Source organism: Litorivivens sp., assembly GCF_041624475.1.
In the GTDB taxonomy this organism is placed as follows: Bacteria; Pseudomonadota; Gammaproteobacteria; order Pseudomonadales; family Spongiibacteraceae; genus Litorivivens.
In genome coordinates, this window is sequence record NZ_JBFJUX010000018.1 from 11802 (window position 1) to 29777 (window position 17976).

17 protein-coding genes are annotated in these 17976 nt (G+C 55.8%); 11 read left to right on the plus strand and 6 right to left on the minus strand.

Translation table 11 applies throughout. The features are described from left to right. Positions 1–118 precede the first annotated feature (118 nt). On the minus strand, positions 119–1021 hold the full coding sequence (locus ABY734_RS14800) for a LysR substrate-binding domain-containing protein (protein WP_372780088.1): 903 nt from the start codon (positions 1019–1021) through the stop codon (positions 119–121). A gap of 127 nt (positions 1022–1148) precedes the next feature. On the opposite strand from ABY734_RS14800, the gene ABY734_RS14805 reads away from it, so the two are divergent. The 5 genes from ABY734_RS14805 to ABY734_RS14825 all read left to right on the plus strand — a co-directional run bounded on the left by ABY734_RS14805 (position 1149) and on the right by ABY734_RS14825 (position 7316). Then, on the plus strand, positions 1149–2564 hold the full coding sequence (locus ABY734_RS14805; RefSeq protein WP_372780089.1) for an acetyl-CoA carboxylase biotin carboxylase subunit: 1416 nt from the start codon (positions 1149–1151) through the stop codon (positions 2562–2564). A 27-nt stretch (positions 2565–2591) separates the two neighbouring features. Then, positions 2592–4397: a sodium-extruding oxaloacetate decarboxylase subunit alpha gene (gene oadA / locus ABY734_RS14810; protein WP_372780090.1), complete on the plus strand. Its 1806-nt coding sequence runs from the start codon at positions 2592–2594 to the stop codon at positions 4395–4397. 335 nt (positions 4398–4732) lie between these two features. Further along, complete coding sequence (gene purE / locus ABY734_RS14815; RefSeq protein WP_372780091.1) at positions 4733–5215, plus strand: 5-(carboxyamino)imidazole ribonucleotide mutase; 483 nt, start codon at positions 4733–4735, stop codon at positions 5213–5215. Next, positions 5215–6315, plus strand: a complete 1101-nt coding sequence (locus ABY734_RS14820; RefSeq protein ID WP_372780092.1) for a 5-(carboxyamino)imidazole ribonucleotide synthase — start codon at positions 5215–5217, stop codon at positions 6313–6315. The genes purE and ABY734_RS14820 overlap by 1 nt, the downstream gene beginning before the upstream one ends. Before the next feature lie 80 nt (positions 6316–6395). Then, positions 6396–7316 (plus strand): alpha/beta hydrolase, encoded by a 921-nt coding sequence (locus tag ABY734_RS14825; RefSeq protein ID WP_372780093.1) that lies wholly within the window; start codon positions 6396–6398, stop codon positions 7314–7316. Between the two features lie 49 nt (positions 7317–7365). Here the strand turns inward: ABY734_RS14825 and modF are convergent, their stop codons facing one another. Next, the gene (gene modF / locus ABY734_RS14830) at positions 7366–8817 is read right to left on the minus strand and encodes a molybdate ABC transporter ATP-binding protein ModF (RefSeq protein WP_372780094.1); all 1452 of its coding nucleotides are present in this window, start codon (positions 8815–8817) and stop codon (positions 7366–7368) included. Positions 8818–9002: 185 nt separating this feature from the next. Between modF and ABY734_RS14835 the strand changes: the two genes are divergently transcribed. Beyond that, a complete protein-coding gene (locus tag ABY734_RS14835; protein WP_372780096.1) occupies positions 9003–9878 on the plus strand; it encodes an SDR family NAD(P)-dependent oxidoreductase in 876 nt (291 codons plus the stop codon). A 30-nt stretch (positions 9879–9908) separates the two neighbouring features. Beyond that, complete coding sequence (locus ABY734_RS14840) at positions 9909–10343, plus strand: nuclear transport factor 2 family protein (RefSeq protein WP_372780097.1); 435 nt, start codon at positions 9909–9911, stop codon at positions 10341–10343. A gap of 231 nt (positions 10344–10574) precedes the next feature. On the opposite strand, the gene ABY734_RS14845 is transcribed toward ABY734_RS14840, so the two are convergent. After that, a complete protein-coding gene (locus ABY734_RS14845) occupies positions 10575–12629 on the minus strand; it encodes an FAD-dependent oxidoreductase (RefSeq protein WP_372780098.1) in 2055 nt (684 codons plus the stop codon). A 243-nt stretch (positions 12630–12872) separates the two neighbouring features. Between ABY734_RS14845 and ABY734_RS14850 the strand changes: the two genes are divergently transcribed. Next, entirely contained in the window at positions 12873–13331 is a 459-nt protein-coding gene (locus tag ABY734_RS14850) for a nuclear transport factor 2 family protein (protein ID WP_372780099.1), read from the plus strand. Between the two features lie 181 nt (positions 13332–13512). On the opposite strand, the gene ABY734_RS14855 is transcribed toward ABY734_RS14850, so the two are convergent. Then, positions 13513–14007, minus strand: a complete 495-nt coding sequence (locus tag ABY734_RS14855) for an SRPBCC family protein (RefSeq protein WP_372780100.1) — start codon at positions 14005–14007, stop codon at positions 13513–13515. Positions 14008–14277: 270 nt separating this feature from the next. On the opposite strand from ABY734_RS14855, the gene ABY734_RS14860 reads away from it, so the two are divergent. Both ABY734_RS14860 and ABY734_RS14865 read left to right on the plus strand, forming a co-directional pair. Then, positions 14278–14436, plus strand: a complete 159-nt coding sequence (locus tag ABY734_RS14860; protein ID WP_372780101.1) for a hypothetical protein — start codon at positions 14278–14280, stop codon at positions 14434–14436. Between the two features lie 84 nt (positions 14437–14520). Further along, on the plus strand, positions 14521–15966 hold the full coding sequence (locus tag ABY734_RS14865; protein ID WP_372780102.1) for a flavin-containing monooxygenase: 1446 nt from the start codon (positions 14521–14523) through the stop codon (positions 15964–15966). A 48-nt stretch (positions 15967–16014) separates the two neighbouring features. Here the strand turns inward: ABY734_RS14865 and ABY734_RS14870 are convergent, their stop codons facing one another. Continuing rightward, positions 16015–16509, minus strand: a complete 495-nt coding sequence (locus ABY734_RS14870) for an aminoacyl-tRNA deacylase (RefSeq protein ID WP_372780103.1) — start codon at positions 16507–16509, stop codon at positions 16015–16017. Between the two features lie 195 nt (positions 16510–16704). On the opposite strand from ABY734_RS14870, the gene ABY734_RS14875 reads away from it, so the two are divergent. Then, on the plus strand, positions 16705–16935 hold the full coding sequence (locus ABY734_RS14875) for a DUF3820 family protein (protein ID WP_372780104.1): 231 nt from the start codon (positions 16705–16707) through the stop codon (positions 16933–16935). Between the two features lie 24 nt (positions 16936–16959). On the opposite strand, the gene ABY734_RS14880 is transcribed toward ABY734_RS14875, so the two are convergent. Beyond that, positions 16960–17958, minus strand: coding sequence for an NAD-dependent epimerase/dehydratase family protein (locus ABY734_RS14880; protein WP_372780105.1), 999 nt, complete (start codon positions 17956–17958; stop codon positions 16960–16962). Between the last annotated feature and the right edge of the window lie 18 nt (positions 17959–17976).

The window sequence follows — 17976 nt, forward strand, 5'->3', positions numbered from 1 at the left end:
GGCGGGCGCCGCCTTCTGTTGGGGCGGCTAAGTGGGTGGATTGTAATACAAATGATAAAGGTTATCATTTGTATTTAGGCTTGGGTTGGGCGGTTTGTGTGCTCCGCTTGCGGGCGGATTATCCGGTTTCGGTCAGATGCTGCACGAAGCGCTGACTCACAGGAGTGAGCTGGCGCTTGCGGAAATGCACCACGCACCAGGAGCGTTTCAGCGGAAAACCGCTGACGGGCAGTGAGCGCAGCAGCTTCTGCTCCAGTTCCCGCCTGCAGGTATCCAGGGGAAGAATACTGACACCGAGCCCGCTGATGACGCCGGCCTTGATGGCTTCCAACGACCCTAGTCTGGCGGTTTGGGAGAGTTTCACCGCTTGCTCCTGAGCAAACTCTTCTGTGGCCAGTCGGGTGCCGGAGCCGGGCTCCCGCAGTAACAGGCGTGCCTGACTGAATTCGAAGAAAGTCAGGTTTGGTCTCTGGGCGAGGGGGTGGTTCGGGTTTGCAACGGCGAGCAAGGGGTTGTCGCGAAAGGGGGTGAATTGCAGATTGCGATCCGGGGGTGGTGCGCCGGTAATCACCAGCTCGTTGCGGCCCTCGTTCAGTCGTTTAAGGATAGTGGCGCGGTTGCCCACATCGAGTTGGATATCGATGGCCGGGTTGCGCTCACTGAAGGTTGCCAGCAGTTTCGGCAGGAAGTATTGGGCGCTGCTTTCTGCGGCAATATTCAGGGTGCCCTGCACCTCTCCCTTCAATTCCGCCAGTTCCATCTCCAGACTGACCAGGCGTTGCTGCAGATCGCGAGCGGCCCGCTCCAGCAGTTGGCCGGCCGGGGTGATATTGAGCTGCTTGCCGATGTAGTCGAACAGGGCTTCGCCCACCACCTGCTCTACCTGGCGGATCTGCGCGCTGACGGCGGGTTGAGTGAGCGCCAGCTCGTCAGCGGCCCGGGAGTAGTTGCGCAGGCGGCAGACCGCCAGAAAAATCTCGATCTGACGCAAGGTCAGGCGATGAAGAAAAGAGGGACGCACGATGTTTATGCTCAAGAACTATAAGGTAATGCTTATAGTAAATCATATTATTATCAATTTTGCCTTAGACCACTGATCCGCTAGTGTAACCGTCTGACGCTGACGTCCCCGCGAGAGGGCAGAACCTATGATCAAAAAAATTCTGATAGCCAACCGGGGCGAGATCGCGGTGCGCATTGTCCGGGCCTGCGCCGAGATGGGGATTTGCTCGGTCGCTGTCTACACTGAGCCGGACCGCTACGCCCTGCATGTAAAACGTGCCGATGAAGCCCACAGCCTCGGCAGCGATCCGCTGGCGGGCTACCTTAACCCCCACCATATTGTGAACCTGGCGGTGGAAACCGGCTGTGATGCCATTCACCCGGGTTACGGCTTTTTGTCGGAGAACGCCGAGCTTGCACGGATCTGCAAACAGCGCGGTGTGCTTTTCATCGGCCCTTCGGCAGAAGTCATTAACCGCATGGGCGACAAAACCCAGGCCCGGCAGGCGATGGTTGCGGCCGGGGTTCCGGTGACTCCCGGCAGTGAAGATAATCTGGCCGATATCGACGAGGCCAAACAACAGGCCGAGCGCATTGGCTACCCGGTCATGCTCAAGGCTACCTCCGGCGGGGGTGGCCGGGGTATTCGCCGCTGCGATAACGAGGCGGAGCTGGAGCGCAATTACGAGCGGGTGATCTCGGAGGCTACCAAGGCCTTTGGCAATGCCGATGTCTTTCTGGAGAAATGCATCGTCAACCCCCGGCATATTGAGGTTCAGATACTGGCCGACAGTCATGGCAATGTGGTGCATCTTTTTGAGCGGGATTGCTCGATCCAGCGCCGCAACCAGAAATTGATTGAAATTGCGCCCTCGCCGCAATTGACCCCGGAGCAGCGCGCCTACGTGGGTGAGTTAGCCGTCACGGCGGCGGAAGCGGTCGGTTATGAAAATGCGGGCACGGTCGAGTTTCTGCTCGCCGACAACCAGGTGTATTTCATGGAGATGAATACCCGGGTGCAGGTGGAGCACACTATCACCGAGCAAATTACCGGTATCGATATTGTGCGCGAGCAGATTCGCATCGCCAGCGGTTTGCCCTTGGGCTTTCGCCAGCAGGATATCAGCTATCGCGGCTACGCCCTGCAGCTGCGCATCAATGCCGAAGACCCGAAAAACAATTTCCTGCCGAGCTTTGGCAAAGTGAGTCGTTACTACGCACCGGGCGGCCCGGGCGTGCGGGTGGATACCGCGATATACACCGGCTACGACATTCCGCCGTACTTTGATTCCATGTGTCTGAAGCTCATTGTATGGAGTCTGCAGTGGGAGGATGCGCTGGATCGTGCGGTGCGCGCGCTGAACGATATGCGCCTGCAGGGGATTAAAACCACAGCGCCTTACTATCAGCAGATATTGCAGCACCCAGACTTCCGCTCCGCCACCTTCGATACCAGTTTTGTCGATGAGCACCCGGAGCTGTTGCAGTATTCGGAAAAGAGCCGGCCGGAAGATATTGCCCTGGCTATTGCCACCGCCATCGCCGCCCACGCTGGCCTGTAACCTAGAAAGAGCCTTTTGGAGAGAGCTATGAGTAAGCCCGTACAAATCACCGATGTGGTTCTGCGCGACGGTCACCAGTCACTGATCGCCACCCGTCTTCGCACCGAAGACATGCTGCCGGTCTGTGACAAACTGGATAAGGTGGGTTTCTGGTCGCTGGAGGTATGGGGCGGCGCAACCTTTGATGCCTGCGTGCGCTTTCTGAAAGAAGACCCCTGGGAGCGCCTGCGCCAGCTGCGCGAAGCCCTGCCCAATACGCGCCTGCAGATGTTGCTGCGCGGCCAGAACCTGCTGGGCTATCGCCACTATGCGGATGATGTGGTTGAGGCCTTCGTTGCGAAGTCTGCCGAAAACGGCATTGATGTGTTCCGCGTATTTGACGCAATGAACGATGTCCGCAATGTGGAAACCGCGATCAAGGCGGTAAAGAAAAGCGGCAAGCACGCCCAGGGCACTCTCTGTTACACCACCAGTCCGGTGCATACGGTTGAAGCTTTTGTCGAGCAGGCCAAAGCCATGGCAGCGATGGGCTGTGACTCCATTGCGATCAAGGATATGGCAGGTCTGCTGACACCCTTTGCCACAGGTGATCTGATCCGCGCGCTGAAGGCAGAGCTGGATTTACCGATCTTTCTGCACAGCCATAACACCTCAGGACTGGCGCCTTTGTGCCAGCTCAAGGCCATTGAAAACGGTGTCGATCATATCGACACCTCGATTTCCGCATTTGCCAACGGCACCAGCCATCCGGCCACCGAATCCATGGTAGCCGCCTTAAAAGGCACCGAGTATGACACCGGGCTCGATTTGCAATTGCTCAACGAGATCGCGCGTCACTTCTGGGAGGTGCGAAAAAAATACCACCAGTTCGAAAGTGAGTTTACCCGCGAGGACGTGTCAGTCCAGATCAATCAGGTGCCGGGCGGCATGATGTCGAATCTCGCCAACCAGCTCAAAGAGCAGGGCGCCCTGAATCGCATTGACGAGGTTTTTGCGGAAATTCCCCGGGTACGTGAAGACCTCGGCTTCCCGCCGCTGGTCACTCCCACCTCACAAATTGTCGGCACCCAGGCGGTGATGAATGTTCTGGCGGGCGCGCGCTACAAAACCATCACCAATGAAGTGAAACGCTATCTCATGGGGCATTACGGTAAAGCGCCGGCGGCAGTGAATGAAGAACTGCGCCGCAAGGCGGTTGGCAGTGAAGATCTGATTGATGTCCGTCCCGCAGATCTGTTGCCGCCCGAGCTGGACAAATTGCGCACCGACATTGGTGAATTGGCTAAAAGCGAAGAAGACGTCCTCACCTACGCAATGTTCCCGGATCTCGGCAAAACCTTCCTCGAGCAGCGCGCGGCGGGCACCCTGGAGCCGGAAGTGCTATTGCCACCTGAGCAGGCGGGCGGTCAGGCCGCTGCGGTTGGCGGTACTCCCACCGAATTCATCATTGACGTTCACGGTGAAAGTTATCAGGTTGAAATTACCGGCGTTGGTGTGAAGGGGCAGAGCAAGCGCCACTTCTATATGACCCTCGATGGTGTGCCGCAGGAAGTGGTATTTGAATCTCTGAACGAATACCAGGCGGAAGGTTCCAGCGGCCGCTTGCAGGCCAGCAAACCGGGGCATGTTACGACCGGTATGCCCGGCAATATCGTTGAGGTATTGGTGAGTGTCGGGGATGTGATCAAAGCCGGGCAGCCGGTATTGGTGACAGAGGCCATGAAGATGGAGGCCGAGGTGCAGGCGACCATTGATGGCACGGTGACGGCGATTCATGTGGCTAAAGGCGATCGGGTTACTCCAGGGGAGGTGCTTGTGGAGATTGAGGGGTAGATTGTTGAGCGCTTGAGTTGAATGGTTTTATGGTGCCTGATTTTTGCGCCGGTTTCGCCAGCTGGGCGAAACCGGCGCTCAAATCGACCATTAAACAGCCAATCACACCCTAAAATGCCGAAATCCACCCCCATTCCCCACTCAATTGCTCAAAGAATGCCCACAAAGCGCTGCCTCCAGCGCTCAGCTGGTCTATAATCTCCCGCCTGTTTAATCGGGCTACCCCATTCAGAGCGTTATTCGGTGTCAAGCCCCGCCCCTTGCAGGGGGCAGAATTTTAGTACGGCGTGTCGGCCTTGCCGCTGCGCTGTCGACCTATTTCAGGAGGGATACACATGACTAAAGCCAAGGTTGCCGTGGTGATGGGCTCGCGCTCAGACTGGCCAACCATGAAACTCGCGGTGGAGCTGATCGAAGAATTCGGCGTTTCCGTTGAGGCTAAGGTGGTGTCAGCACACCGCACTCCAGAGCGGTTGTGCGAGTTCGCCACTCAGGCAAAGGAGCAGGGTGTGCAGGTGATTATTGCCGGCGCCGGGGGTGCAGCACACTTGCCAGGCATGGTTGCCTCCATGACGACACTGCCGGTGGTGGCGGTGCCCGTGATGTCAAAAGCCCTCAATGGTGTCGACAGTCTGTTGTCCATTGTGCAGATGCCCAAAGGTGTTGCCGTAGCAACTCAGGCTATTGGTGAGCCGGGTGCTTTTAATGCGGGTCTCATGGCCGTGCAGATTCTGGCGCTGTCCGACCCTGAACTAGCCAAAGCGCTGCAGGCCTGGAAAGATCGTCAGACAGATTCGGTTCCGGTAGAGGTAGAGTAATGCACGTTGCGATTGTCGGAGGTGGTCAGCTCGCGCGCATGACGGCGCTGGCGGGCATTCCACTGGGTTTTCGTTTCAGTTTTCTGCTCGACAGCGGCGCTAATGCGGCCTGTGTTGAGCATCTCGGCCAGATTGTCTATCGGGATCAGCATGATACCCCCGAGGCGGTTTACCGACGGCTCGGTGAGCCGCACGTGGTTACCATGGAAAGCGAGCAGCTGGATGTGTCGCTGCTTGAAGGCCTCGCCAAGTGCACCAAGGTATACCCGCCGGTAGAGGGCTTTGCCCAATGCAGTCATCGCCACAAAGAGCGTCTGTTGTTAGAGGGCCTTGGTATTCCTGTGGCGCCTTTTCGCTATTGTGAAACGCTGGCGGAAGTTGAAGAGTCAGATTTTCCCTGCTTTGCAAAATCTGTCAGCGAAGGTTATGACGGCAAAGCGCAGGGGCGTTTGAACAGCTTTGCCGATCGGGATGCATTGGCAGCGCAAGGGGATCTGCGCGGCTGGTTGATTGAGAGCGCCGTAAATTTTGACAGTGAAGTCTCCAAAGTCGTGGTGCGCGGCCAGGACGGCGAAATCAAATGCTACCCCACCGTACGCAACACCATGAAAAAAGGGGTGTTGGCGAGCTGCTATGTGCCGCTGGAGCCGTTGTCCGACAAAATTGAGCAGACCCTGACCGATTACGCTGAGCGTATCGCCGCTGGCATGGACTACGTTGGTGTACTGGCGATTGAATTTTTTCTTGTGGGTGATCAGGTCATCGTCAACGAGATCGCGCCGCGGGTTCACAACAGCGGTCACTGGACCATGGGCAGTGGCTGCGTCGATCAGTTTGAAAATCACCTGCGCGCGATAACCGGGCTGTCTCTCGGTACAACCCAGCCGATTGGCGCGTCCGGCATGGTGAATCTTCTGGGAACCAAGGCGGCGCCGCATGCGCTTCTACCCGATAATGGGCGCCTGAGCTGGTACAACAAAGCGCCTCGTCCCGGCCGCAAGGTGGGGCATGTGGCTTTTACCTGCGCAACGACTGATGATTTGCTTGCGAGTATGCAGCAGTTTGAAGAGGCTCTCGCGGCTTCCGATCTGTCCGATTAGTCCAGAAAATAGGCGGTGTGAACTATTGCACACCGCCCTTCGCTCGCGATAATGGGGTTTTGCCGCGAGAGCCTATAATAATGAATCTGGATAAAGCCCATCCTGAGCTGCAGAAACGTCTGCGCAGAATCCCCACAATTCCCGTTCATCACGCGCCGGTACGCTGGCTGATCAGCAAGCTGGCCAACCTGATGCCTGGATTTAAAGGCGATGATGAAATCGAGGTTGAGTGGATTGAGCATAGCCACTCCCAAAGCAAAGTCTACCAGCCCCGCAACGTGCAATCCGATATGGCCCTATTGTGGATTCACGGCGGAGGCTACCTGTTTGGTCACGCCAATCAGGACGACAAGCTGGTTCAGAGCGTTATCAAACGTCTGGGAATTACGGTGGTTTCCGTACATTACCGCATGGCGCCAGCGCATCCCTTTCCTGCGGCGCTCGATGATTGCGCCACCAGCTGGCAATGGCTGCGCGCCAACGCCGCAGACCTTGGGGTAGACCCGCACAAGATCCTGATTGGTGGGCAGAGTGCTGGCGGTGGTTTGACGGCGTCACTTGCGCAGCGATTGCTCGACGAAGGGGGTGTCCAGCCCATGGCGCAACTGCTGTTCTGTCCGATGCTGGACGACCGCACGGTATTGCGCACAGAGCTGACGGAAGACAATCACTTTATCTGGAACAACAAAAGCAACCACACGGGGTGGCAGTGTTATCTGGGCCAGGAGCCGGGTTTACCGAATGCTCCGGAGCACGCCGTGCCGGCGCGGCGTGAATCCCTTGCTGGTCTGCCGCCCGCCTGGATTGGTGTGGGCAGTATCGATCTATTTGCCGACGAAGATATCGCCTACGCCGAGCGTTTGAGAGCCGATGGTGTCGACTGCGAACTGTACGTTTGCGAGGGCGGCCCCCACGCCTATGAGTCCTTCTTCCCCGATACCAATGTGGCCAAAGCGCATTGGGAATCCGTGTTCGCTTTTATTGAGCGCTTTTCTTCCTGAGGTGGGAGGAAAGACGATTCTAGGCGGCTGATGATGGCGCGGGAGCTAGTCAGTGAACGATCTGCTTGATGCTGTAGCGCACATCATCGCGTTCGTCCGGAACAAAGCTTAGGCTCCGTGAGATACAGCTAAGGGTTTCATCCTGGCGGTGGGACACCAACAGTAGTGTAGTGCCGCTTACTGTGATCAGTTTTTCGACCAGCTTTAGGACGTAAAAGCGGTTGAAATCATCCAGACCTTCGGTAGGTTCGTCCATGATGATCAGGGGTGGCTGTTTGATCAGTGCGCGCGCCACCAGCAGTAATTGCTGTTGTCCCATCGACAGGCTACGGAAAGGAGTATTGGCCTGCTCGACCATGCCCAGAATATCCAGCCAGGCAAGGCCCAGTGACTTTTCCTGTTCGCCGATTTCTGTATAAATACCAATGGAATCGGTCAAACCGGAAATCACCACAGTCAAGGCACTGGCCGATGCCCGGTAGTCACGGTGCAGGCTGCCTGATACATAGCCGATGTGCTTCTTGATGTCCCAGATGCTTTCGCCGGAGCCGCGCCGGAAGCCGAGAATTTCCAGATTATTGCGATAGCACTGCGGGTGGTCTCCGGTAATCAGTCCCAGTAGCGTCGACTTGCCGCTACCGTTAGGGCCCTGTATGCGGGTGTGTTCCCCGGGTTTGAATTGCCAGTTGAAGTCGCGAAACTGAAATGTGTCGCCGTACTGCACAAAGGCGTCGACAAAGCGTAGCAAAGGCTTGTCTTTGGGCCAGGCCGGTAATTGAAATTCCGGGGACCTTGGAGGCAGCTCTGGCAGTTCCTGTTGGTGGCGATCCAGTTGTTGCCACACGGCGTCCAGATCGGGCGGACGTGGTCCCTGATAGATCAGCCTGCCCTCGTCCATCAGGGCAATGCGCTGACATTGATCAATGATATGCGCTGTCTGATTAACCACCAATACCAGCCATTGGCCCTGCATAACCAGTGTGTTTAGCGCCTGATGAAGCTGTTCGTAACTGTCGTGATCCAGGCCTTCAAAAGGTTCGTCCAGGATCAGTAGATCAGGCTTTTGCAGCAGGGCGCAGGCCAGCAGGGTGCGGCGTCCTTCGCCGCTGCTCAAGCGCCGATAGCCGCGATCAAGCAGGTGAGTCAGCTTGAGAGAGGTGCACAGCTCGTCGTGAAGAGCTGACCAGGGCGCTGTTTCAACCAGCAGCTGCCGAACGCTGCGCCCCTCGTCAATTTCATTGAGCAAATCGCTTTCATCCCGGTATAACTCCTCTTCATACAGGGCCTGCTGCGATTCAAGGGAAACCCATTGCACTCGTTCTGGTCGGTCTTCAATTGCACCGTGTGCCTGCAGCGCGCCGCTCAACACTCGTGCCAGGGAACTTTTACCGGAAGCATTGGCGCCGAGTATCGCCCAGCACTCTCCCTGGGTCAGCTTCCAGTCTATGGGCTGCAGGACGATTTTGCCGCCAAGCGATAGAGAGATATTGCGCAACTGCATGTCAATAATTGGGGTATTTCGGAAATGGCTGAAGATTTTAGCAAATTCGTGCAGGTTGTTCCGATTGTAGAGGGGTTTTAAGTCTGACCGAGTTGTAATCTCAAGTCTTGGCGTAACCTCCTATGATCGTAAGGGCTCCGACAGCGACGGCTGTCATCTATCCAATCAATAATAAGAGGTAGCGTATGCAGGATTTCAACGGAAAAGTCGCGGTCGTCACCGGTGGCGCCAGTGGCATTGGTAAGGCCTTGGTAACAGCTCTGCTCGACGAAGGGGCCCGGGTGGTTATCGGCGATGTGGAACAGTCGGCGCTGGATGGCGTGATGGCCGAGCTCAAGGGGCGCGGTGAAGTCAGCGGTGTAGTGACCGATGTTTCCAGTCCCGAGTCTGTAGAAGCTCTGGCCGAGCAGGTTTTTGCCCAGTACGGTGAGTGTAACCTGCTGTTTAACAACGCGGGCGTCGCTGCGCCTTCGCTGAATATCTGGGAAACCAAACCCAACGACTGGAAGTGGGTGCATGGCGTGAATGTGATGGGCGTGGTACACGGCATTCAGTCTTTTGTGCCGCGCATGATTGCGTCCGGGAAGGAAGGCCACGTCATTAACACTTCATCTGGTGATGGCGGTATTTCACCGCTGCCCTACCAGTCGGTCTACGCCTCTAGCAAAGCTGCTGTTTCCTGTATCACCGAGTGTCTTGCAGCCCAGCTGGTGACCGAGAATACGAAATTGCGTGCGTCCATCTTTTATCCTTCAGGCGGTGTGCTGGCTACGGGTATCTGGACCACTGAGCGCAACCGTCCTAAGGACTTGAAAGTAGACCGTGAGCCAGTCCATGTCCCATCTGTCGAAGAATTCAAGGAAGCGGCAAACGCTGCCGGTATGGAGCTGAACTTTCAGGATCTGGATGAGCTGGCGCGTTTTACCCTGCAGGGCGTGAAAGAGCAACGTGTGATTATTATGCTGAATAGCGAAGAGAGTGTGGCTACCCTGCGTGATCGTGCTGATCGCTACGAGCGTTTTGAACTGCCTATTGATCTGGCTTCCGTACCGCAAATGTAATTTGAATACAGCTATAAAAAGGAACGTTTAATGTCGAGCGAAGACAATAAAGCTATCGTCAAAAAGATGTGGCAGGCCCTGTCCGATATGGACTGGGAAACCATGAAAAGCTGTATGCATCCCGAAATTTTCTATGAAGACGTGCCCACCAGTGATGTGGGCGCTACCGGGCCTGAAAACTGTGTGAAGCGTTTGCAGATAGCCTTTAATCACTTGGCTAAGCAGGAGCAAACGACCCATCGACTTGCCTGTGATGGCAATCTGGTCTTTATGGATCACACCGAAAAGTGGACCTTCAAGACCGATGAAACCGCCGAGCACCGCTTCTGTACCATGCACGAAATCAAGGATGGGCTAGTCTGGCGCTGGAGTGATTTCTGGGATATGAACAAGTTTGTGGGGCAGTTTCCACAATGGTTTCTGGAAGAAATGATGAAGGCCTCCGAAGATGACTTTAGCAATTGAAGCTGAAATTTTAATTGCCAACAGTCGTTCGATAATTGTGGTGAGAGCAGTTGCCTTAATTATCGGTCTACACTTCGCTTTAAAGTAAACTTGCCTGACTGCTCATCAGCCCGATGGAAGGTGGGCGGAAGGGTAGTGTTATCGCGAAAAAAATGATGCTGCGAAAGTCGTCTGCGAGAACAGTCAGCGCGATTGGGTGTGGGAGCTTAATGGACACCCGAGGGGCACCGTTTACAACTTGCTGGCAACGCTGTTCCCCTCATAGGTCGCCTTGACAATCAGGCCAAGGCCGGACGCATCTCCAATCAAGTAGCTCTTTATGCTCGCAGCCTGCAACTCGTCGTATAGCGATGTACTGGCCACCGGCTCGCCGGCTATTAAGACCGTATCTGCCTGTACCTCACGCCTTCCGCCGTTATCAAGAGCAAGCACCACGCCGCGTTCGGTAATCTCGCTGACCTTTGTTCTGACATTGATGGAAATCCGCAGTTTTTCCATGCGTTTTTCGTGCTCCAGGCGTCGCTTGGGGCCAATTTCAGGGGCAATGATCTCACCCGCTTCCAGCACCATAACGTCCCGGCCGCGCTTGGCCAGAAACTCGGCTACTTCAATCGCGGCCAGATCGCCGCCGATAATGGCCACTCGCCGACCGAAAGGCAGGCCGGTATTGGCTGCTCGGCGCAGGCGGCCGGGTGTCAGGTAGCGGTCGATCAGTGGGCCAAACAGACCGACGCCAGCGCGAACCAGCAGGGGGAGCGCTTTTGCCGGCTGAGTCAGCTCACCAGCCACCAGCTCCCGCAATTGACTGCCGGTAATGACATTGGTGCCATCCATACCCGGTATGGGGGTGTAGTGCAGCCGCGCACCTGTTGCGACGATTACTTCGTCTGGGGCAAGGGCTGCGATTCGCTCCGGAGTCGCATTGATTCCGAGCTGCAATTCAATAGGCAGGCGCTGCATTTCCCGCTTAAGGTAGTCCAGCAGTCGCTCGTTATCACGGTGTACGGTCGAGGCCAGCAACAATGAACCACCGAGTCTTCGCCGCCGATCCACTAGGGTCACCCGGTGGCCGCGCTCTGCTGCAACGCGCGCCGCTTCCATACCTCCCGGGCCGGCCCCGACAATGACTACATGCTTTTTTATCGCAGCAGGGGAATAGTTGAGTGTTTGCTCTCGACCTGTGGCAGGGTTGACCGCGCAGTTCATGCGCGCATCCATCGGCCACATGAACATGGAGTCAATACAGTTCTGACAGGATATGCAGCGCCGGATCTGGTCGAACTGGCCTGCGGCAACCTTGTTGGGCAGATGCGGGTCGGCCAGCAAGGGGCGCCCCATTACAATCAAGTCGGCCCGCTCGTCGCGCAGCGCCTGTTCCGCAAATTCCGGGTCGAGAAATCGGCCGACGACCATGACCGGAACATCGACTACACGTTTGATGGCTTCGGCCGCCGGGAGGTTATAGCCGTCGGGGTACTCCGGCCCGCAGATCATCTGCGACACCATCGGGTCACTGACACCGCCGCTGACGTGAAAGGCATCGACACCGGCGTTTACCAACAGCGGTGCAATCGCCGCGGTGTCGGCGGCATCGCGACCGCCGGGAATACGCTCGAAACCCGAGATGCGCAGGGTGATAGGGAAATCCGGACCGGCGACTTCCTTAATCCGGCGCAGTACTCGGACCAGCAGCCGGGTACGGTTCTCAGGGCTATCTGCGCCGTATTCGTCCATACGTTTGTTTTTCAGAGGGGATAAAAAGGTGCCGAGCAGCATGTAACAGTGGGCGGCATGCAGTTCTATGCCATCGTAGCCAGCTTCCCGGGCACGCCGCGCCGTTTGCGCATAGGCCTCAATGATGTCGTCGAGTTCGTCGATAGCCAACTCCCGCGCCGGCAGACCGGTGCAAGCACCAGTGGTAGCGCTGGGTGCCACCGGCATCTCGCCAAAGTAAAAACCACTCATCGACTCCGGGCCGGGGTGGGTAATCTGGGGCTGAACTTTTACATCATATTGGTGCAGCGCATCCGTCAATTTGCGGTGAGAGGCGATAAAATCGTCGCTGCCGAGAGTTAGCGATTGCGGCTGATATTTCTGTTTAACGTCGATCGTACAGACTTCGACGGTGATAAGCCCTATGCCCCCTTTGGCACGTTCCTCAAGAAAGGCAATAAGTCTGTCAGAAGGTGTCTGGTCCTCGTTGCCGTAGTTGGTGGTCATCGGTGCCATTACCATGCGGTTTTTCAATTGCATGGTTCCAATGCTGGCTGGCTCGAGTAGTTTCATTGTAATAGCGACCTGAAGAGAGGTTCTCGCTTCAGGCTGGCCCGGAAGCGTTGTCATTATTCGGGCAACCGGATCGTGACGGTTGCTGGATTGTAAATATCGCACAGGCCCACCCGTATGATAAGGTTCGGCCCATACGCACAAAACATTTCATTGCAAATGTATTGTGGTAGTATCAAGCGTAAAGTACAAGCACTTCGGCCCGGGCTGGACCCGGGCTGGAATAAATCTGGAGAATAAAAAATGAGCCAGGCAACACTCGAAAGCCGCATCGCACGGCTGGAAGCCGAAAGTGATATTCAGAAGCTCCGCTACCGCTACTGGTTTGCCATTCTGGACAAGAATGTCGATGCGCTGGTGAAATGCTTTACCCCAGATGCCTTTCTGGAATATGGCATGGGAATCGAACTGAGTGGCACGGACAAGATTAAGGAATTTTTTGACATGATCCTGCTGAGCGAGGATCTGGCCTTGCAGATGCCCCGTGGCGCCAATGGCATTATCGATCTTTCCTCGGAGACCACAGCGGATGGCCGCTGGCTGGTGCAGGTGGTCATGCTCAGGCACAGCGAAAAGGTGGGTAGTCGTATCAATGTTCAGTACTTTGAGCGTTATGAGAAGATTGACGGTGAGTGGAAGATTAAAGCGATGAAGAACGATTACCTCAGCTACGAGAATATCGACCCTCGCGACGGACCTTGAGCTTTACAGATATGTTTGTAAGTAAGCCCCCCGCAAGGCAGGGGGGGCAGGAAGCCAGTTTAAAGTTATGATTTCCAGCTGGAACTTATCCAGGATTTAAAATGAATCCGTAAAAGTGGAGCGGTCCGGTCTGCATATCGAACGTCTGTTGAATCAAAGCAGATCGTTATTTCTTGTGTGTTTATGATGCCTGCTGCGTAGACTGCTTTACGTTGGCTTCCACTAATTTCTTAAAGCGTCCGAGCATCCACTGATTGGCGATCCTCATAATCGGCGAGAAGATGGGTAGCGTAATTCGTCCAACTCCTCTAACTTCCATGGCCATCGTCCAGGTTACTCTAGTTTTGCCATTTTGCAGCGGTGTGACTAGGTAGTCTTCCGCGAAACTCTCGGTCATTGATTTCGAGCAGGCGGTAAAGCAGAAGGCCATCCGCTTTGGGTATTCCCAGGCGATAAACACCTCATCGCCGACCATGTCACCTGACATGCTGACGGTGCGGGTGGTGCCAAGGCCAAAAGGTTTGGGTGAAGTCCATTCCACGTTCTGGATAGGGGTTGCCCAGCGGGGCCAGTCATCGGCATTCTCGAAGGAGTCGAAAATCTGCTCAGGCGTCGCGTCGATTTCTACTTCGGCCTGGTAGCGGTTTCTGGCGTTTTCCAGAAACGCTAGGTCCACGACCTTGCATTCATGCATAGGATTTTCTCCGCAGTTAACAGTATTAAGCAGGAGCTAGACTAGCAGACTTCCTTTCGAAGAAAATTAAATATATTTGATGGGAGATATATCTGATGCCAAAGGCTTAAGCTTGTAGTAATCAGCCAGCATTTGTACCACTGTGCTGTGCGGGCTGCTAGTAGCAATGAGCTCCCAGTATGGGTGGTCCGGTGGTAGGGGGGCTTCGCGCCCGGTGCCTCGGGCAACGTTGCTACTGAGGATGCCGTGTTGATGCTCAACCAGATGGGATTTGATACCGGAATAGATCTGGGCAAGCTGGCGGCAGCGGCCGATCTGGTCGCTGAGCTGGCCGGGAACTGCGAGGGCGGTAATGCCAGTGCCTGGATCAAGCGCCAGCTCGAGAAGGGAGATTTGGCGAGCGCGTCATAGGCTGGCGCATTTCTCCCGCAAAAGGGGTTGCGTTGCGTGTTTAAATCGTCAACATAGGGCGCTACTTATAAAAGAATGCGCCCTATGATTACTACCGACGTTGTTATTATTGGTACAGGTTTTTCCGGTATGGCGATGGCCATCGCCTTGCAGAAGGCGGGAATATCGCGCTATCTGCTGCTGGAAAAAGCCGATGAGGTTGGCGGAACCTGGCGGGAGAATACCTACCCCGGTGCCGAGTGCGATATTCCGTCAGCCCTTTACAGCTATTCCTTTGAGCACAACCCCACCTGGGAATTCAAATGGTCTGAGCAGCCTCAGATTTTTGAATACCTTAAAAAGACGGCAAAAAAGCACGGCCTCTACGAAAAAACCGAATTCGGCCAGGAAGTGAGTACAGCTCACTTTGATGAGGCGGAGCGTTGCTGGCAGATTGAGACGGTTCAGGGTATGCAGATTCGTAGCCGTTTCATGGTGTCAGCTGTGGGGCAGTTGCATCGCCCCTTTGTTCCCAAACTGCCGGGCATTGAAAACTTTGCCGGGCCGCGTTTTCACTCAGCGCGCTGGCGCCATGACGTCAATCTCAAAGGCAAGCGGGTGGCGGTGGTGGGCAATGCCGCCAGTGCCTTGCAGTTTATCCCCCAGATCGCACCGGAAACCGCACATCTGACCATCTTTCAGCGCTCGGCCAATTGGGTGATGCCCAAATTTGATCGGCCTTACAAGGCCTGGGAGCAGTGGTTGTCAGACAAGGTTCCCTTTGTTGCCAAGCTCTATCGCTTTCGTTTATGGGCACGCAATGAGTGGCTGGTCTTTCCGATGCTGACTGGAAATCGTTTGATTCAGGCCATATTCCGCCGGATTCATATGAACTATCTCAAGCGCACTATCAGTGACCCGGAGCTGCGGAAAAAACTGGTGCCCGACTATCCGGTGGGCGCCAAGCGGATTCTGTTTTCCGACGACTATTTCGAGGCGCTGGCGAGGGACAATGTGTCGGTTGTCGACAACGGCATAGCACAGGTTGAACACGATGCCATCGTGACCAAAGACGGTGAGCGTCACCCGGTGGACGTGCTGATTTTCGGCACAGGCTTTCGAACCAATCCCTTTTTGGCACCGATGGAGATTCGAGGGGTGGGTGGAAAGACGCTACGCGAGCACTGGCGTGACGGCGCTCAGGCATACCTCGGGGTCTGTACCAGCGGCTTTCCCAATTTCTTTATGATGTATGGCCCCAATACCAATCTTGGTCACAACTCCATTGTCATCATGTCTGAAGCTCAGGCCGGTTTTATCAGCGAATGTATAAAGCGCATGCACGGCGCCGGCGCCTTGCTGGTTAAGCCAGAAGCTGAAGAGGCTTTTAACCGCGAATTGCAGAATCGCCTGAGCAAAATGGTCTGGAACTCGCTGGATGCCAGCTGGTACAAGGATGGCGGCCGCGTCACCAATAACTGGGCGGGAACCACGCTGGAATACATGCGCCGCTTGCGGCGCATCAAATGGCAGGATTTCGAAGTACGATAAAAGCGCCGCCGCGTTTCAACCGTGCGCGCTGGCGCTTCGCCGGCTTGCTCAGTGCAGCATAGCTCGCGCTTCGTTAGGCATGCAGCTGATCACGTCGTGCTCCTGCAAGCCCATCAGCTCGAGAAAAGCGCCGTGCTGCAGGTGGATCAGGTGCTCGTGGTCGCCGCTTTCCAGATACACATCGGGCGTGGCGCTGAGCTCGTCGTCCCATACCACGGGCATGCCGTAGACCTGACCCAGCGCCGGAACGGCGCCGGGTTCGCAGTCATCAAACAGGGCGGCAATTTCCTCTTCCGTTGCCAAGCGAAAACGCCCGTGCATATGGTCGTTGAGCCAATCCAGTACCAGCCGCCGATCGGCGGGTAGCACACACATGCAGTAGGTGTCGCCGTCGTGAGCGATCACCGCCTTGGCTACCTGATTGGGCGGCAGTTGGGCGGAGATGGCAGATTGCATGCTGCTGCTACTGTGTGGGTGCTCGATAAGGTCGTAGTGAATGCCCACTTTTTGCAAGTGAGCCTGTATACGGGGTGCGATAGCCATGGCTTGCCTCCTGGTCTTGTCTGAGAATCCTTACTTCAGGAAGGGTCTGTTTACTATAGGCAGGCCTTTGCCGGAGTGTCCAAGAAGGGATTAGCGTAAAAGCGCATTCTGATACTACCTGAGTGCATAACGCGGTTGATCTTTGCCAGCGAACAGGGCAAGTTGCGTTCCATCTGTGATGGAGGAGAGTCTGGGGTGTTTGAGGATCAGGACAACGAAGCCCTGCTGGCGGCAGTCAATCAGGTAATGCCCTTCGGCAAATACAAGGGGCGGCGCCTGCTGGAACTGCCCGAGCCCTACCTGGTCTGGTTCAAGCAACAGGGCTTCCCGTCGGGAAAACTGGGTGATCAGCTGGCCTTGATGTACGAGGTCAAACTCAATGGCCTGGAGGGCATGCTGCGGCCTTTGCTAAGGCCGCAGCGCTAAGATGCAATACGGCATGGCGTCCACTTAGTCCGGCACCGTGTTTTCCAGGAACCACTGAGCTGAACGCTGAATGGACTTTTCGATAGCAATCCGGCTGGGCAGGTCGCTGTGGCGCCGAATTTTGTCGGCACTGTGACCACAGGTTTTGCCGAACATGCAAACCAGCAAGCGGTGAAGCGGCGGTTCGCGCTTGGTTCTGATTAGTTTGAAAACCCACTCGAGGGTTCGCGCGAGCAGCATAGCGGTTGGAAAAGACAGATCGCGGATGGGCTTGGACGCGTCCAGCACGCGCTGCAACTGGCTGAGGTATTCGCGCCAATTCATCTCTGTTTCGTCTCTTGCGTTGTAGATTTCATTGAGTGCGATATCGCTGTCTGCGGCCCACAGAATCAGGTCAACCAGATTGTCTACATCGATCAGGCCGGCGTGAGCAAGCCCGCCTTCGATGGTCAGCATGTTGCCTGTTTTCAGGGCTGTACCTATTTCTGAGATAAACTGACTGCCCGGGCCGATTATGTTGCCGGGGCGAATGATCGTGAAAGGCAGGTCGTGATCGCTGGCCATACGCAGCACTCGTTGCTCCCCTTCGAGCTTGCTGTCGCCATAACCAAAACCTGTTTTCCGCACAGGGGAGGATTCATCTGCCGGAGCATCCGGGTAACCATAAACGTCCACCGTTGAAATATGTACGAAGCGTTTCAGCGCCGGGGTGTTCTGCTGGACCGCGTCGAGCAGATGCTGCACGCCCAGTACATTAGTGCGGTAGTAGTTGTCGATACAATCCCAGGTTTTTACATTGGCTGCGCAGTGAAAGATCCACTCGCAATCGCTCACGGCAAGCGCCAGAGCGTTCTGGTCGGACAGGTCGCCATAGACAATATGGCATTGGGATTTCAGGGTGGCATCCAGCACGGCAGCGGGTCTGACCAGTAGGCTTAGCTGATAGCCTTCGTCCAGAAGTCGGCGCGCGAGACGGCTGCCGAGAAATCCACTGGCGCCGGTGACGAGCACTTTAGCAGTCATCGGTATGCTATGATTTCG

Excerpts from the sequence above, each read along its gene's own strand:
- ABY734_RS14860 (WP_372780101.1), top strand. The coding sequence starts at position 14,278 with ATGCTCAACCAGATGGGATTTGATACCGGAATAGATCTGGGCAAGCTG.
- ABY734_RS14825 (WP_372780093.1), top strand. The coding sequence starts at position 6,396 with ATGAATCTGGATAAAGCCCATCCTGAGCTGCAGAAACGTCTGCGCAGA.
- modF (WP_372780094.1), bottom strand. The coding sequence starts at position 8,817 with ATGCAGTTGCGCAATATCTCTCTATCGCTTGGCGGCAAAATCGTCCTG.
- ABY734_RS14870 (WP_372780103.1), bottom strand. The coding sequence starts at position 16,509 with ATGGCTATCGCACCCCGTATACAGGCTCACTTGCAAAAAGTGGGCATT.
- purE (WP_372780091.1), top strand. The coding sequence starts at position 4,733 with ATGACTAAAGCCAAGGTTGCCGTGGTGATGGGCTCGCGCTCAGACTGG.
- ABY734_RS14835 (WP_372780096.1), top strand. The coding sequence starts at position 9,003 with ATGCAGGATTTCAACGGAAAAGTCGCGGTCGTCACCGGTGGCGCCAGT.
- ABY734_RS14880 (WP_372780105.1), bottom strand. The coding sequence starts at position 17,958 with ATGACTGCTAAAGTGCTCGTCACCGGCGCCAGTGGATTTCTCGGCAGC.
- ABY734_RS14845 (WP_372780098.1), bottom strand. The coding sequence starts at position 12,629 with ATGAAACTACTCGAGCCAGCCAGCATTGGAACCATGCAATTGAAAAAC.
- ABY734_RS14840 (WP_372780097.1), top strand. The coding sequence starts at position 9,909 with ATGTCGAGCGAAGACAATAAAGCTATCGTCAAAAAGATGTGGCAGGCC.
- ABY734_RS14805 (WP_372780089.1), top strand. The coding sequence starts at position 1,149 with ATGATCAAAAAAATTCTGATAGCCAACCGGGGCGAGATCGCGGTGCGC.
- ABY734_RS14865 (WP_372780102.1), top strand. The coding sequence starts at position 14,521 with ATGATTACTACCGACGTTGTTATTATTGGTACAGGTTTTTCCGGTATG.
- ABY734_RS14850 (WP_372780099.1), top strand. The coding sequence starts at position 12,873 with ATGAGCCAGGCAACACTCGAAAGCCGCATCGCACGGCTGGAAGCCGAA.
- oadA (WP_372780090.1), top strand. The coding sequence starts at position 2,592 with ATGAGTAAGCCCGTACAAATCACCGATGTGGTTCTGCGCGACGGTCAC.
- ABY734_RS14820 (WP_372780092.1), top strand. The coding sequence starts at position 5,215 with ATGCACGTTGCGATTGTCGGAGGTGGTCAGCTCGCGCGCATGACGGCG.